The sequence below is a fragment of the Psychrobacter sp. C 20.9 genome, from assembly GCF_001921765.1.
Classification (GTDB): Bacteria; Pseudomonadota; Gammaproteobacteria; order Pseudomonadales; family Moraxellaceae; genus Psychrobacter; species Psychrobacter piscatorii_B.
Genome location: NZ_MRYC01000007.1, coordinates 71,272 through 88,043 on the forward strand (window position 1 = coordinate 71,272; position 16,772 = coordinate 88,043).

At 45.0% G+C, this 16,772-nt stretch carries 13 protein-coding genes; 5 read left to right on the forward strand and 8 right to left on the reverse strand.

Annotated features, from left to right (window positions below; all coding sequences use genetic code 11):
• Window positions 1–235 precede the first annotated feature (235 nt).
• On the forward strand, window positions 236–445 hold the full coding sequence (locus tag BTW00_RS06345; RefSeq protein WP_025644841.1) for a cold-shock protein: 210 nt from the start codon (window positions 236–238) through the stop codon (window positions 443–445).
• A 185-nt stretch (window positions 446–630) separates the two neighbouring features.
• Here BTW00_RS06345 and BTW00_RS06350 read toward each other — a convergent pair whose 3' ends face one another.
• Window positions 631–1,755: a YeiH family protein gene (locus tag BTW00_RS06350; RefSeq protein ID WP_075106721.1), complete on the reverse strand. Its 1,125-nt coding sequence runs from the start codon at window positions 1,753–1,755 to the stop codon at window positions 631–633.
• Between the two features lie 222 nt (window positions 1,756–1,977).
• Here BTW00_RS06350 and BTW00_RS06355 point away from each other — a divergent pair, with 222 nt between their 5' ends.
• Window positions 1,978–2,913, forward strand: coding sequence for a LysR substrate-binding domain-containing protein (locus tag BTW00_RS06355; protein WP_075106722.1), 936 nt, complete (start codon window positions 1,978–1,980; stop codon window positions 2,911–2,913).
• Between the two features lie 99 nt (window positions 2,914–3,012).
• On the opposite strand, the gene BTW00_RS06360 is transcribed toward BTW00_RS06355, so the two are convergent.
• The gene (locus BTW00_RS06360; RefSeq protein ID WP_058025444.1) at window positions 3,013–3,474 is read right to left on the reverse strand and encodes a universal stress protein; all 462 of its coding nucleotides are present in this window, start codon (window positions 3,472–3,474) and stop codon (window positions 3,013–3,015) included.
• A gap of 174 nt (window positions 3,475–3,648) precedes the next feature.
• Window positions 3,649–4,110, reverse strand: coding sequence for a universal stress protein (locus BTW00_RS06365; RefSeq protein ID WP_075106723.1), 462 nt, complete (start codon window positions 4,108–4,110; stop codon window positions 3,649–3,651).
• Between the two features lie 422 nt (window positions 4,111–4,532).
• Between BTW00_RS06365 and BTW00_RS06375 the strand changes: the two genes are divergently transcribed.
• Entirely contained in the window at window positions 4,533–7,598 is a 3,066-nt protein-coding gene (locus BTW00_RS06375; RefSeq protein WP_075106725.1) for an insulinase family protein, read from the forward strand.
• Between the two features lie 81 nt (window positions 7,599–7,679).
• Here the strand turns inward: BTW00_RS06375 and BTW00_RS06380 are convergent, their stop codons facing one another.
• Window positions 7,680–8,243, reverse strand: a complete 564-nt coding sequence (locus BTW00_RS06380; protein WP_058025448.1) for an NUDIX hydrolase — start codon at window positions 8,241–8,243, stop codon at window positions 7,680–7,682.
• Between the two features lie 209 nt (window positions 8,244–8,452).
• On the reverse strand, window positions 8,453–9,754 hold the full coding sequence (locus BTW00_RS06385) for an AGE family epimerase/isomerase (protein ID WP_075106726.1): 1,302 nt from the start codon (window positions 9,752–9,754) through the stop codon (window positions 8,453–8,455).
• Window positions 9,755–10,279: 525 nt separating this feature from the next.
• Here BTW00_RS06385 and BTW00_RS06390 point away from each other — a divergent pair.
• Entirely contained in the window at window positions 10,280–11,014 is a 735-nt protein-coding gene (locus BTW00_RS06390) for a CoA pyrophosphatase (RefSeq protein ID WP_075106727.1), read from the forward strand.
• A 10-nt stretch (window positions 11,015–11,024) separates the two neighbouring features.
• Here BTW00_RS06390 and BTW00_RS06395 read toward each other — a convergent pair whose 3' ends face one another.
• Together BTW00_RS06395 and nhaA are read right to left on the reverse strand one after the other, a co-directional pair.
• Complete coding sequence (locus BTW00_RS06395) at window positions 11,025–12,377, reverse strand: oxygenase MpaB family protein (protein WP_075106728.1); 1,353 nt, start codon at window positions 12,375–12,377, stop codon at window positions 11,025–11,027.
• Between the two features lie 368 nt (window positions 12,378–12,745).
• The gene (gene nhaA / locus BTW00_RS06400; RefSeq protein WP_058025452.1) at window positions 12,746–13,948 is read right to left on the reverse strand and encodes a Na+/H+ antiporter NhaA; all 1,203 of its coding nucleotides are present in this window, start codon (window positions 13,946–13,948) and stop codon (window positions 12,746–12,748) included.
• 499 nt (window positions 13,949–14,447) lie between these two features.
• Between nhaA and BTW00_RS06405 the strand changes: the two genes are divergently transcribed.
• Window positions 14,448–15,203 (forward strand): TSUP family transporter, encoded by a 756-nt coding sequence (locus BTW00_RS06405; protein ID WP_058025453.1) that lies wholly within the window; start codon window positions 14,448–14,450, stop codon window positions 15,201–15,203.
• A 140-nt stretch (window positions 15,204–15,343) separates the two neighbouring features.
• Here BTW00_RS06405 and BTW00_RS06410 read toward each other — a convergent pair whose 3' ends face one another.
• On the reverse strand, window positions 15,344–16,720 hold the full coding sequence (locus tag BTW00_RS06410; RefSeq protein WP_075106729.1) for a dicarboxylate/amino acid:cation symporter: 1,377 nt from the start codon (window positions 16,718–16,720) through the stop codon (window positions 15,344–15,346).
• Window positions 16,721–16,772: the final 52 nt, after the last annotated feature.

Consider the following 16,772-nt stretch of genomic DNA (forward strand, 5'->3'; position numbering starts at 1 on the left):
AGTCGCCAATGTATAGGGCAATAGTTAAGTCCAGTTACATAAAACCTGAGATAAGGCTTGCGATACTAGGATGTTCCCCCTATAATACATCCAAGCTTAAGAGCAGTTCTGCACCAAATCATTACCTCGTAGTATTAGTTATAATCCTTCGTTTTAATATTTATCGTTCAGTAGCTATTTGCAAGCGTTATCGGTCTATTAGACCACAAATAAATTAAATATCAGGGTTATGACTATGTCAGACGTTCAAAAAGGTACAGTTAAGTGGTTCAACGAAGCTAAAGGTTTTGGTTTCATCGCTCCAGAAAACGGCGCAGACGTTTTCGCTCATTACAGCGAAATCTCAGGCTCAGGTTTCAAAACTTTGGCTGAAGGCCAAGAAGTTGAGTTCACTGTAACTCAAGGCCAAAAAGGCCCACAAGCACATAACATCGTTGCTATCTAATTTGTCTTTATAGACAGACAGATGAAAAGATGTAAAAAAGCGAACCTTCGGGTTCGTTTTTTTTCGTCTGTGATTTGGTATTAAATGAAACGACAGATATAAAAATGCCTCCGACTATATGGATAGTTAGAGGTATTTTTGTACTGGGTGCTGAGGTAAGTGAATAAGCGTGAGCAATTGACTTATTATATAAAGCTAATACCGATATTGATCAGACCACCGCCCAGTATTAACCAGCCAAACATCACCGCTCCTAAAATCAAAGGTTTAGCGCCCGCTTGCTTAATCGCGCTTAGATGAGTAGTCAAACCTAGCGCAAACATCGCCATCGTCAGCAATATGTCATCTAGTCTCACCATACTACGCTCAATGCTTGCAGACATTGGCACCCAAGTATGTAATAAGACGATACCGATAAAAATAAACGCAAACCATGGCACTTTGACTTGCTTTACGCGGCTCATAAATGACGCTGCCTCGTTTTTACTGTCCTCATCGTCTATAGCGGCATTATCTACGGGGCGATCTTTGGTTAGCGCAAATGATAATACGAGCAAAAAAGGCGCGAGCATCATAACGCGTATCATCTTAGTCACGACAGCGGTATCGCCAATCTCAGTATTGATTGCATTGCCTGCGACCACGACTTGCGCCACCTCATGTACGGTTGAGCCCGTGTACATGCCATACTGCTCGGCACTGAGCCAAGGCCGTAACCAACCAAGCTGATATAAAAAAGGGTAGAGCAGCATCGCAATAGTACCAAATACCACGACCGTTGCCACAGCAATGGTGACTTTATGGGCTTGCGCGTTGACCACTGGCTCTGCGGCGATAACGGCAGCAGCACCGCAAATACTTGCGCCCGAGCCAATCAAAATCACCGTTTCTTTATCGACTTTTAACCATCTAGTACCTAGCCAATAGGTCAGTAGAAAGGTCGACGTCAATACGAGTGCATCGGTCATAATCGCTGGCATACCAACGCTCGCAACTTGCGTCATAGTCAGCTTAAATCCATAAAACATAATCGCGAGGCGTAAAATCTGACCTTTAGCAAAGCAAACACCGCCGTTTAGACGCTCAGTGAACTTGGGATAAATGGTATTACCCAATATCATACCCAACAAGATCGCGAGCGTTAAAGACGATAAGCCAACGATACGCCCGTTTGACCACATATTCAAACTCGTGTTTAACCATAAGCAAAACAAACCACCGATCAGTACCACAGCCAAACCAGCCAAGTGGCGTTGGCTTGGAATGTAGTTACTCACTGAGCGACTGACTGATTTGGCTAGTGTATGCATAAGAGGCATATCCTATTACTGATATTAAAATAAGCATAAGCTTATGAGTAGACAGTATAAGCTGACTATATTTATAATAAAAACAGATTAATAAGATATAAACTATCGATATTTTAGGTTAGTGTTTACGGTAGAAATAGGTATACCGCGCATGAGTAGCAAAAAAAGATATGTATAGCGAATAAGACAGGCTAAAAAATGACATAAGGCATCATCAATAACATGAAAAAATCTGTACAGACATTGCCAAAGATTACACTTAAGCAGCTCGCTGTTTTTGTCAGTATTTACCAGACAGGTAGCACCAGCCGTGCCAGTGAAGAGATGCATTTATCACAGTCGGCGGTCAGCAGTGCGCTGACAGAGCTTGAGTCTAGATTACAGATGCCATTGTTTGAGCGCGTCAGTCGCAGGCTTAATCAGCATCCCAATGCCCATCCTATTTATATACAGGCACAGGCTATCTTGGGGCAATCGCTCACGCTTGAACATTATCACCAATATCAGGCGGGGCAGATACATATCGGGGCGAGTACCACGATTGGCAATTACGTGCTGCCATCATTGCTTGGTAAGTTATATGAGGCGCTACCAGATGCCAATGTCGATATGTATATTGCCAATACTCAGGAGGTGGTGAGTGAGGTTGAGCAGCTCAATATCGATATTGCTTTAGTAGAAGGGATGCCGCGTCCGATAGACATGAAAGCCATTGAGCAGCGGGAATGGCGAACGGATACGCTGATGATATTTGCCAAACGTGATAGTAAATGGTTAAAGAACGTCGCTACCTATAGCCAAGATAAGGGCTGCTATCAGCTGACTATTAATCAGCTAGCACAGTTGCCGCTACTCGTACGTGAGGCAGGGTCGGGCACACGGCAGATTATCGATGAGCAGTTGCTAAAGTATCTACCCAATGCAGAAGTGGTAAAGGCCATACACCAATCAGAAGCCATCAAACATATGGTGAGTGCAGACATTGGTCTTGGCTGCCTATCACAGCACGTGATTGAGTCAGAGCTTGCAACAGATAAGCTGGTGCAAGTAAGCGTTGCAGGAATCGATCTATCGCGGACATGGTGGCTGGTCTGGCACAAAGCCCGTCATCAAAGCCCCATTTGGCAGACGTTTATAGATATTCTCCAACAAGATTAACTGAGGTAATGTCAAAACATGAGGAATAAAAAAGCGCCGTATCAATCATGATAGGGCGCTTTTTGTTAACTGATAATTCCATATAGCCAAAGCAAATTACTACGTCGAAACCGGTTTATCAAGCCTTACTACAAAGCTGTCGCAAGGCACGTTAGGCAAGATATTATCTGCTGTCGCGCCACTGATCCATGCGGCAATGCCCGTGCGCTTATGGCGACCAATTACCAACAGATCGACGTCGTGTTTATGACAGTAGCTGACAATACCTTCACTGCTAGAGATAGCGGTAGTGACTTCTGACGTTGCCGCATTGAGCTGGTTGCGTTCAAGGAATTGCGCCAGTTTTGCCCGTGCTTCTTGGCAGCGTTCGTCATCAATCTCATCGTATAGGCTAGAGGCGGGTACCAGCTCGTAGCCGAAGCCCACCATGGTATCTTTGACAATATGTAGTACAGACAACTTAGAACCGGGACGGTTTTCAACGATGCGCTTGGCCTTTTGCGCGACGATATCCGCATCAGAGAGTAAGTCGGTGACCAGTAAAATATGTTCGTAACTCATAACGTCTTCCTCATGTCAGATAGTATTTACTATAGCACTACTATAGAGCGCTGTTAAGTAATGCTTGTCTATCTTTGTGACATAGACTTTGATATAGAACAACACCCGAGTGCAGCGCTAACAAATAACAGATTAACTCGAATACAGATTAACTCGAATGTTGAGCCAGACCCCTTATTCTGATACTGGTTCATCAAGCTTGACGACTAGGCTGTCGCAAGGGACGTTTGGCAAGATACTATCGGCTGTTGCACCGACTAACCAAGCCGCGATACCGTGACGTTCATGACGCCCAATAATGAGTAAGTCGACCTTTTTTTCATGACAGTAGTCAACAATGCCTTTACTGTTAGAAATGGCAGCTGTCACCTCAGAGTTGACTGCTTCTAGCTCGTTGCGCTCCAGAAACTGCGCCAGCTTAGCTCGCGCTTTTTGCCATTTTTCATTATGGACATCGCCTGATAGGCTAGAGGAAGGTACTAATTCATACCCAAAGCGCACCATATCGTCTTCCACAATATGCAGGACAGACAGTCTGGCCTTAGGAGAGCCTGCGAGTATACGTTTGGTTTTTAGAGCAACATTGTCTGCATCGGATAATAAGTCAGTAACCAGTAAAACGTGTTGGTAGCTCATGAGGTGCTCCTATTGGTAGTGAACTTCATGGTAGCAGTGCAAACGGTCTCTGTTAAGCGATATGACCATCATTTGAATATGGCTTTTGTTGGAATTGTGTTTGGTCATCAAGATATCAATGTTGACTACGCTAATGTTGACTACGCTATAGAGTATTGCCTGATTGCTGACTTGACTTATCAACGACCAAACCCCACTAATAGCGCTAAGCCAATTCTTTTTTAGCCAATATAGTCACTATAAATACCTGCATAATTGAGTTCAAAAGCCAGTATTGGGTTTTAGCATTCAGTTTTTTCAGAAATTGTAAGTCAAAATGTTTTAATAGCCATTTTTACGACTGATAGTTCAATAATTTTTACCACTCTATTTACCCTGATAGTCAGGGCACACGATACGCATTGTAAGCGATAAGGATAACTATGACTGATACCCCATTTACTGCTGATCTCACGTTGCATCCAGCATTTGAGCTGATTGAGCATCGCCATATTGAGGCGCTATCGATGGATGTGCTGATCAGTCAGCATGTGAAGACAGGCGCGATGCACTATCATTTAGCGCACCCAAGCGATGAAAATGCGTTTTTGGTGGGTTTTCGTACTCAGCCGATGGACTCAAAAGGCGAGGCGCATATTTTGGAGCACGTCGCATTGTGTGGCTCTAAGAAATTCCCAGTACGTGACCCGTTCTTTTCAATGATAAAACGCTCATTAAACACGTTTATGAATGCGATGACCGCAGCCGATTGGACGGCGTATCCGTATGCCACGCAAAACAAAAATGACTATTTTAATTTGCTTGCTGTGTACCTTGATGCGTCGTTTTTTCCCAATATCCACCCGCTTGATTTTGCGCAAGAAGGCATCCGCGTAGAGCTGGACGAAAATGATAAGCCACAGTTTAAAGGTATCGTCTTTAACGAAATGAAGGGCGCGATGAGTGGTGAGATTGATCAGCTTTATCATACGGTTGCGCATCATCTATTCCCAACGACGACCTATCACTACAATTCAGGTGGCGATCCTGCTCAGATTCCTGACTTAACGCATACTGAGCTGACAGCTTTTCATGAGAGTCACTATCACCCATCGAATAGTGTCATCATGAGTTTTGGTAATATTCCTGTTGCTGAGACGCAAGCGAAAATACACGAAGATGCTTTGATTCAATTCGAAGCAGGTAAAAAACACGTATCGCGTCCAGAGCAGCGTTTGTCTGCACCTATTAGTGCAGTTGACACGTACACTGCTGATGAAGCCGGTCCAGATCAGACCCATCACGTGGTCGCTTGGTTGTTGCCGTCGATCACTGATCCTAAGCAGCGTTTGGCATTACGTTTGCTCGAAGGCGTACTGATTGAGCATTCAGGCTCGCCACTACGTGCTTATTTGGACAGCCATCCACTGGGCAAAGCGCCAAGTCCGCTATTAGGGCTGGATGACAGCCATTATGAAATGGTCTTTTATACGGGACTGCGCGGCTCTAACCCAGAGCATGCCGAAGCGGTCGAGCAGGGCATTATTGACTTGCTGACTGAAGTGGCAAACTCACCAGTTGATGACGAAACGATCGAAACTATTCTGCATCAGATTGAAATTGATCAGCGTCACATCGGCGGTGATAGCATTCCTTATGGTCTAAACCTGATGTTAGAGGGCTTTAGTACTGCCATTCATGATGGTAACCCTATCGATGTGTGGGAAGTGGATGAGCATCTACAGTGGTTGCGCGAGCAAGTGGTCGATCCGCAGTGGCTACCGAACTTAATCAAAACGCATTTGCTGGACAATCAGCACCGTGTACGCGTGACCATGACGCCAGACAGCGAAAAATCAGCGCGCCTTGCTGCAGCAGAGCAAGTGCGTTTAGATACCATCGCGATGGACTTGAGCGCTGATGATAAAGATATCTTGCACAAGCAAGCATTAGATCTGGCCGCACGCCAAGCCGCGCCTGATGATTTGAGCTTATTGCCAAAGGTAGGTCTAGAAGACGTACCAACCGATATTAGCTTTAAAGAAGGCACCCAAAAGCAGGTGCGTCTGAGCGGGCAAGATAGTACGCTATTTGAATATGAAGCGGGCACCAATGGTATCTATTACTATCAGGTGATCGTACCGCTCACTGAAGCCATTGGCAATCAGGACACCAGCAGTTTGCCTGTGAACGAGGTGATCAATCATCCATTGTTGCCTATCTATCTGAGCTTGCTGTCTGAGCTGGGCACAGACTCGCTCAGCGCCCATGAAATGCAGGCCAAGCAAGCCGCGCATTCTTCGGGTGTGACCGCGCGTATCAGCCAGCGTACCCACGTGGATGATAGTCAATCGATTAGCAGCTACTTTGTCGTGGCAACGCGCGCGCTCAACCGCAAACCTGAAGCGATTGATTTGCTCAAAGAAGTGATGGAACACAGCATCTTTACTGAGCATGATCGCATCAAAGAAATCTTGCAGCAGCGTCAAGCCAGCTGGCAATCTAATTTGGCAGGTTCTGGTCACTCATATGCAATGCAAACCGCCAGTCGCGGTATGAGTCGTCAAGCGCAGCTAGAATATGTGCGTAGTGGTTTACCAGCACTAAACGCACTAAAAGCGTTCTTGGGTCATGCCAGTACTGATGATGCGCAGTGGGATCAATTAGCGACCAGTTTGATGGATTTGCATCAACGTTTGATCAGCTTACCTAAGCATGCCGTCATCATTTGTGAAGCCGAGCAAACGGAACGCTTGAGTGGCTTAATCGTCGATAGTTGGAAAGATAGCCAAGCACTACAAGCTGCTGAGAATGTAATCAACACTGAAGCTAACATTCCAAGTGAGTTTGCAAATCTGCATTTAGACACTGCTCTAAATGGTGAAAAAGACGCAGTCAAAGCGAGCGAGCATGGGACTGCTCTTGATGTTGCAGATTTAGCGTGGTTAGTACCGACCAACGTTTACCATAATGCCAGCGCTTATACGGTACCAGCGGCTGACCATCCTGATACTGCGGCACTCATGGTATTAGCGCCTTACCTACGTAATGGCTATTTGCACAGTGCCATTCGTGAGCGCGGCGGTGCCTATGGCGGCGGTGCAGGCTATGACGCCAATGCATGTGCGTTTAAATTCTTTAGTTACCGCGATCCGCAGTGCGCTGAAACCTTTGAGCATTTTGAGGCCAGTATCGAGTGGATCTTAAACGAGCCACAAACCGATGAGCAATTAGAAGAAGCCATTTTGGGTATTATATCCGGTATGGATAAACCGGGCTCGCCTGCAGGAGAAGCAATCAAAGCGTGCTTTGCCAACTTGCATCATCGCGGTGCTGACTGGCAACGTAAAATGCGTGCCGCTATCCTCGCCGTGACTATTGATGATTTGCAGCGTGTTGCCAAGCAATATCTGCAAGGTCAAAACCATGTACGTGCCGTGTTAGCACCTTATGATAAAGAAGAGACGGTGAAAGGTCTTGGTTTTGAAGTATGTAGAATTAAGAGCTAAGACAATTAGGTTTGTTCTTTATTAAAAGTTAAATATAAAAAGCCAAGCATGATGCTTGGCTTTTTTGTATGTAGTATTTGCTTAGTACCGTTTGATACTCAAATCTTTGCCGATTTTGTCTTGATGGATCGGGAATTCTGACAACTCGTTATACTGCTTACGATCAGAAAAATAGTTTTTTAAGGTAAGGCGAATGGCCTCAAAGGCGAGCGTATCCCATGGAATATCTTCTTCACTAAATAGCGCACAATCAAGGCTTTCTGAGCCAATACCGTACGCACCATCTTTTAGATCGGCGAGATAGATAGAATAGATCTGCCCAATATCTGGTAGGTCATAAATGCAGTACAGATGCGGATTCAGTACGATGGCATCAGCTTCTTCGTAGCTCTCGCGTGCGGCGCCTTCAGCCATGGTTTCGCCGTTTTCCATAAAACCTGCAGGTATCGTCCATAGTCCATATTGCGGCTCAATCGCTCGGCGGCACAGTAGTACTCTGTCTTCGTGTACGACTAGCGAACCACAGATAACCTTTGGGTTTTCGTAGTGGATATAGTGACAATTGGGGCACACCAAGCGCGGCATATTATCTGTAGGTGGGATTTTTCGTTCTGCTTTATGACCGCATTGGAGACAATAGCTCATACCAACTACCTTTATTAATGAATATTGTGTGTCCACTTATCTTAAAAGTTTTTTTGCCGTTCTGATGTTTGCTTTTGTATACAGCAGCGATAGTGACAAATACTTTTGAGGATATCCTTTTACTTTTAACGAAAAAGTTATTTTATTTAATTTTTATGATTACAACGAAAACGCTCTGACAGCGCATTTTAATTGCCATCAAAGCGTTCTTATATTATCGAGTATATCCTACATAGGAATTGGGTTTTTGTTTCGAGCATCTGTGTGCGTAGTCCACCAGCTACCGACGCAGAAATAGGAATTAATGGCGTTACAGTGGCTTGAAAGTCATGATAAAGATCTTCGCGCGTCGGATATACGACCGTACTTAAATTGCCATCTGCATCTACCTCATGACGCCAGCCGCCGTGCTCAAGATCAATCAAAGTACTGGCAATATAATCCCAAGCTAAGCGGTAGTAATGCTCAAAGCGCGGGTCATCCGTACGGCGCGATAGCATCAGTGCGGTATTAGCCATCTCAGCCTGTACCCAGTAAGGACGGTTTGGTATTGAAATCTCATCATCCCAGCCAATGGTATAGACCATGCCGGACTGACCGTCAGGTGCCCAGCCGCGATCGATAGCGCTATCAAATAATGCAACGGCATCAGGTAGCAGCCAATCAGGTATGTCATAATCATGCGCGATACAAGCAGACTCAACCTTGAGCAGCAGTCCTGCCCATTCTGCAAAGTGACCAGGTGTGAGTCCCCAAGGACGCAGGTCATCAGAAGGTTCATTCGCATCGTAGTCGGGCAACAGATTCCACTCACTATCAAAATGTTCAGGTAGGCGACCATCGTAAGTACTAGGCATATCATGGCCGAAACGCTTGGCTAAGTGTAGTGCGCGGTCTAGCCAGCGCGTTTCACCCGTGGCATCTGCCAGTGCTAAGCAGGCTTCGGTCGTATGCATGTTGCAATTGGCGCCGCGATAATCTTCAGGATCAGACCAGTCAGCCGCAAAGGAAGGTAGCATCGATTGTTCATCTTTTAGCCAGAAATGCTCATCGATAACATTTATCGCAGCTTGCATGAGCTCTGAACCGCGCGGGCGACCAGCAATGCTAGCAGACGCGCCAGCAAGCGCGACAAATGCATGCAAATAGGCGTTTTTGCGTGATGGGTTTTCATGAGTTGAGGAAGCGTCACTGAACCAACCGCCATGTACCGAGTCTCGTAATGGGCCATCAAGTAACGCGTTTATACCATGGTCAGCAAGTGTTGCCGCCCCTGGTATGCCCATTAGTGCCGCTAGCGCATAGCAATGCACCATCCTCGCAGTGATGATGCTCTTTGCTGTGTCATCTACCATGCTCCCATCGTGACCCAAAGTAGCAAACCCTGATGGCACGCGCGCTTTGGCATAATGTTCGAGCAAACGCTGTCCTTCAGCAAGCAACCAGCGGCGATGACTACTGCTATCTGCCCAACAGACAGATAGCAGGTCAGAGGAGTCAGGAGAATCCATGATATCAGCATAGTCTTACTAGCAGCCATCATAATACCCAAATGCATTTTTTGAAATATTACTCAGTTAATGTTTGGTAATTTAAAGATGCAGTTATGATACTTATTATCATTGATAAGTACCAAGCAAAAAGGATATTGAAAAAATCTTAATTAATAAAGCGATCACCGTCTGAAACAGACAGTATGAGATATTGAGTGATTTAGAAAGGTGTAAAGACGCGGCAAAAAAATAGACATTTAGTTGAAAGGCTCACTTGGATAGAGGCTCAGTCTATATAACAAAGCTTATACACAAGCGGTAAGCCGTTTTATATTTATCATAGTGACCACATATATGTATAGCAGTCAGCTGATGCATCAATAAATCGCACTTTGTCGGAAATAGCGTAAATATGAGATACATCTACAAAAGCGATAATCTGATTAATAAAAAAGGCTGCCATACTAGCGACAGGTTATACTGTTATGCTGGCACCGGTATTTTCATGAGTAATATGAAAATGACCACTCATAGGATTTGATAATGACCGTACCCGAAAATATTGATTTTTTTAATAAGTTTAGCGTCGCTGTCCCAAGCTTTATTCGTCATCCCACACTTAGAAAACTGGCCGAGCGAGTACAACACGAGACATTGAATGCGCTCACGAGTCCAGCGATGTACGAGAGTGGCAACACCTCACAAAGTACGCGTATTTTGGACAGCTTATATCAGACACCCATTGCTGATGCATCGATATTGGTCGCGATCACTCATGAACGTAAACCAAAAATATTATTGACGCGCCGAGCCGCTCATATGAACAGCCATGCGGGAGAGGTCTCCTGTGCAGGCGGCAAACATGAGATAGGTGATGGCAACAACGTCGTGACCGCATTACGTGAAGCTTGTGAAGAGACGGCGCTGCCACCTAATAAAGTGCAATTACTGGGACAACTACCGATCCAAACGTCCAAAAGCGGTATGAGTGTACGTCCAATTGTCGCGCTCATCGCCCCAGGTCTGGTATTAGTTCCTGAAGTGGGAGAGATATCGCGTATCTTTTGGGCGGATTTAGAGTCGTTAGTCAACCAGCCAACGGTGGAGTATGCGGTAGAATATAAAATGCAAGAACAGACCGCGACCATACTGACGCCGAGTTGGCAAGTGGATGGTGAGACGGTGTGGGGACTGACAGGGCGCGTCATTGCCAATTTGCTAGAAACTGGGTTTGATCGTCAGCTAGAATGGTATTACCGCGTAGAAAACAAACGCTGATAGATATCATCTACTTATAATAATCATCGTTCTTTTTAAGCCACCAATTCATATTGTCTTGGCGCTTGGCACGAAATGCTTCTAATTTTTGGGCAACCGTTACATTGTGCTGCCGCGCAGTATCAAGCGCAAAAAGTATCGGCACTGAAGACAATACGCCAAAGCGTATCTTTGATTTTGGTAAAGCTAAGCCGTCACCAATGTCATCACCGACTAAGGTGCGTGTCACACTGGCATTGACCATCTCCACAAAGCGTCCACGTCGATTGTCTTCGCCCATCAACTGACGCGGTAGATCATGCAAGGCTTTTGCCAGTGGCTGCCCCGTCTTAAAGTCTAGCTGCTGTATTGATAAGTAGGTATACAGCCATTCCCAGCTAGCCGCTTCATCTTTTGGCAGACGCTCTAAATCAACGCCCATCCAGTAGCTGGCAAGATTCCATAAGTGCAAAATACCTTCCGCTTCCTCAGGGCTAATACGGGCGCCGAGCAGGCGTAGGCCACGCATAATTAACAACGAGAACTGTAAATGGGTGGCAATCATATCGGTTTGGTTAATCGGCACGCCCCAATAATCGGTATTCCAGCTACCATCAGGATTGTGATGTTGCTCGGCGTTTGGTATCACGCCAGCTGCCGCATTGCCCTTACCTTTGAGCAAGTTTTGCCGTACCAATGTATGAATCTGACGTACTTTGATGGATTGTCGCCAGCCCTCAGAGCCAATCGCCAATACTTGATCGATAGGTTGAGAGTGATTGCGCATGCTCATATGTGATTGTGGATGCTCAGACACCGCCAAGATATAGGCATAGGTACGCATGAGCCGTGGTAGCGCATCGTGCATCAACGCGCCCGTCTGAATGAGTGGTAGTGATAGGGCTGGGATGCTATAACCTGCCATCAGCGCGACATTACGCAGTAGCCAAATCAGCATCAGTGGATAGCGTCGATAGGCGACCGCACCGATTTGAGCGAGTTTGGGATCGAACCAATCAGGATGACTGCTAAATTGCTCGTTTAGTGCATTAAATGAGGCATTGGTTGCGAGATCGCTATTTAGGTCTAGACCATCGCCGCCGCTGATAATCTGTTGTAGGGGCTTTGCAAAGCGGATATTGTTAGCGGCCAAATCATCTGTGAGTGGATCGCCAATATCGTAGCCGGCGACTATCTCCTCTAGTAGCGTAGGCGAGATAGCAAAGTCTTTTGGCAGTAGATATCGCTTAATCCGCTTTAACACTTGCAAATCACTATGGTCATCGATAGCAGTCGTACGCCCATGACGCAAATACAACGCTGTTGATGGATGCTGCGTCTTATTGATTGAGATATTTGCAGTATTGCTGATTTTCTTATCCATATGATCAAGCACCTTTATAAGTCAGCTATAAAACAACATTCGTATCGTAAGAGCGATCCATAACCCTCACTTATAAGCGTTAATTGATGGATTCAATGACTCTCGTTGTCTTTGTATCGTACTGATACGAGATTTTAGGTCACGTATTTCATCAGATAACAACAGCAGTCTTGCACGCGCGTCTTTCGCACTAACGATAGGGCAGGCATGATGTATTGGATGTTCTCGTCTGCCCACATTACAATGATTGCTGACGGTTCATTAACAATAATCAACCTTGGCTAAATACCTATTTTTCATTAAAAGGTTTTGCAGATAATAAAAAGCGACTTATAAGCTAATAGGCTCATAAGTCGCTCGTTTTGCTATTAATGAGAGCGAGTCAAATCGACTGATGTGCCGCTGACATTATCTTTCAAGCTCACTTTGAGCATGATGTAACCTGCGATACCAGAAACGATAGAACCCATGATGATACCCAAGCGCTCATCAAACATAGTGGTGTCGCCAGCGAACGCCAAGCCACCGATGAATAAACTCATGGTAAAACCAACACCGCACAATAGCGCTGCGCCGTAGATTTGCTTATAGTTCATACCTTTTGGCATGGTTGAGATACCAAGCTTAAAGATTAACCAGCACATAATCATGACGCCCAACTGCTTACCGATAAACAGACCTGCGGCAATACCTAGTGGTACTGAATGGAATAATTCAGCAAGACCTGCGCCTTCGAGTGAGATACCTGAGTTGGCAAAAGCGAATATTGGCAAAATACCAAAGGCGACGGTGTTATGTAGGTCATGCTCTAGCTCTTCAAGCGGAGAGTGCTCAGGATCAGTGCGGTCAAACATAGGAATAAATAGTGCTAAGACCACACCGGCCAATGTTGCATGGATACCCGATTTGAGCACTGCAATCCACATGATAATACCAATAAGTAGATAAGGCGTGATGCTAGTGACGTTACGACGATTAAGAAGGTACAAGAATGGCAGACATAGGCCAGCCAAAGCTAACGACTCTAGTGACAACTCACTGGTATAAAACAGAGCGATAATCAAAATCGCACCGATATCATCAAAAATAGCAATAGAGACCAAAAAGACTTTTAGAGAGTTGGGTACACGGTTGCCAAGAAGGCTCAAAATACCAAGCGCAAAAGCAATATCTGTTGCCGCAGGAATGGCCCAACCTTTCCAAAACTCAGGCTCATTGTAGTTAAAGAGTAGATAAACAATTGCAGGCATGATCATACCGCCCAGTGCTGCACCAGCTGGTAGGATAATCTGCTTGACGTTAGACAACTCACCAATCAATACTTCACGCTTGAGCTCAAGCCCGACCAAGAAAAAGAAAACGGCCATTAGACCATCATTGATCCAGTGGTGAGCATCTTTGGCAATGGCAAACTCACCAATTTGAATGGCAACTGGTGCGTGAATAAAACCTTCGTACCAAACATTAAGAGGGGAGTTGGCAATGATCATTGCAGCAACGGCAGCCAATGCTAAGACGATACCACCTGCTGCCTCAAATTCAAAAAATGCCTTAATCCTTCGTATTGCCATATTATCCTCATCTCCTAAGTACAATTTACTAAATAATCTCAAATATCCACGCTACTATTCATGACGATATAGCAAGCAGACAAAAACAGTTTCTCACACTCTTATTAATATAGACAATAAAATACGCTGAAATAACGCCATTAGCCCATTATATCGTCTCAATGATAGTGACATTATAAAGGCGCTGCGATGAGCAAAATAGTTGTAAGTCGTTAAATCTTTTTAACAAACTGTCCGTTATATGAGAGATTTGGAACACTATTGGCTAAATCTAGCAGACTTTGTGACGTTTTTGGCTTTTTTTGCGGTTTTATATCTATAATGATCGACGCATTATGACGTTATTTCATGTCTTAAGAAGTTTTCAGGGAATTTATCGTCTCATCACTACTATTATCAACAATAGCTATTACCAACGATAGTAGTGTCATTAGTAAGTTTTTAGCCTAGTATCTGAGGCTTCCTTTTCTCTTATCACCATATTTTGTAGGTCAGTATTATGGACTTAACCTTCTCACTAGAGATTATTTTGATGCTTGCGGCTGTCGCAGCATTGGCAGGATTTATTGATGCGATTGCTGGTGGTGGCGGACTATTGACCATACCTGCCATGCTACTGGCCAATATCCCGCCAGTGCTCACGCTTGGCACCAATAAGCTACAAGCTGCTTCTGGCGCATTGGCCGCATCCATTACCATGATAAAAAAGGGCGTCGTCAAACCGCAGCGTATTAAAGTGGCTATTATTGCCGCGTTTATCGGTTCAGTTTTGGGTACCATTGCGGTGCAGATGTCACCACCTGATTTGCTCGAAAAACTGATTCCTTTTTTGATTGCCGCTATCGGTATTTATACCTTATTTGCTCCTAGGCTTGGTGAGGTAGAGGCGGCTCCCCGCATATCAGAGGGTAAATGGCAAAAAGGGGTGGCACCTTTGATTGGTTTTTATGATGGGTATATTGGACCCGGCACAGGGATGTTTTTTGCGCTGGGTAATGTGGCATTGCGTGGTCGTCAGATTATTGAAGCGACAGGCACCGCAAAAGTGTTGAACCTATCGACCAATATTGGCTCATTGATATTCTTTATCTTGGGTGGCAATGTGTTGTGGAAAGTGGGATTGGCAATGATGGTGGGACAAACCATCGGTGCCTATTTTGGTTCACATATGGTCGTCAAAGGCGGTAGTAAGCTGATTCGTCCGATGATTGTGCTGGTGTGTTTGGCAATGTTGACCAAATATGTGTTTGGCTAATGAGAGTAACCACACACGTGATCTACCACAAAAAAACCTCAGCCACTGAACTGACCCCCATGAGTTGTGTCCAACTCATGGGGGTCGGTTCAGCTTAGGCTGGGTTTTTTATTTTGTGAGTGTCTATCTAGCAAAGATGATTAGTGGCGACGATCAACGTCATCGTACTCACTACCCATGATGCCATCATTCATGACTTTAGAGAACTCACGCTCGTTGTCTTCATCGATATGACCGTCAAACACGTCTTTAGCACCAGCGTTAGGATCGTTGTATAGCGCCAGATCCATTTTACCTTCTGATTTTGCTACGATAGCAGTCACTGCCGCATCACCACCAACGTTGACCGCAGTACGTAGCATATCTAGGATACGATCCACACCCAAGATCAGACCGATACCTTCGATAGGCAGACCGACCTGAGCAAATACCATAGACAGCATGATCAAGCCGACACCAGGGACACCAGCCGTACCGACAGAGGCCAGTACTGACATCAAGATAACGGTTAGATATTCGGTCACGCCCAAATCAATACCATAAATATTGGCAATAAAGATGGTCGCTGTCCCTTGCATGATGGCTGTACCATCCATGTTGATGGTGGCACCAAAAGGAACGGTAAACGAAGCAACTGAGTTGTTTACACCCATACGTTTGGTAACGGTACGCAAGGTAATCGGAATGGTCGCGTTTGAGCTTGATGTACTAAATGCAAAGATTTGTACTTCGCGCATTTTTGCCAAAAAGGTCTTGATAGATAGACCTGAAGAGACTTTTAGTACAATCATCATAGTAACGAAGAAATGGAAGGCCAAAGAACCAACCAATACTGCCATATAGCTTAGCAGTGACAAAATTAACTCAAAGCCTAGCTCAGACATTGCTTTGGCTAACAGTGCAAATACACCATAAGGGGCTAGGTTCATAATGATGGTTACCATCTTTAGGATGACTTCATTGATAAGCTCTAGACTTTGAACCAAGCCTTTGGCAGGTTTACCCACCATCAAAATACTGATACCGATTAGAATGGCAAAGAAAATAATCGATAGCATGTCGCCATTTGCCATCGCACTGATGGGATTTGATGGGATAATGTTTGAGAACACATCAAGCAGTGGCGGCGCTGATGCGGCTTCAAACGTGGCTTCAGATTCGATATTCATGCCTTTACCGATACCAAATAGCACACCCAATCCAATCGCCGTTGCAATAGCAAGCGCGGTTGTCATCATATAGATCATAAATGTTTTGGTACCAATACGTCCTAGCAGACGGATATCACCAATGCCACACACACCGCAAATCAGTGAGATAAGTACTAAAGGTACGACCAACATTTTTAGCGAGTTAACAAATAGCTTGCCGATAATAGCAAAGACACCATTTGTGATGTAAGTATTAACGAAGCTGCCTTCGCCATTCAATCCTGAGTAGTTTAAAAATAGACCCAGTATGATACCGAGCACCATGGCAACGATAATCTTGCCTGTCAGTCCCATATTTTTCCACATATCCATATCCTTTGTGTGCATAACAGCGCTATAGTCAGCGTCACCCAAATCT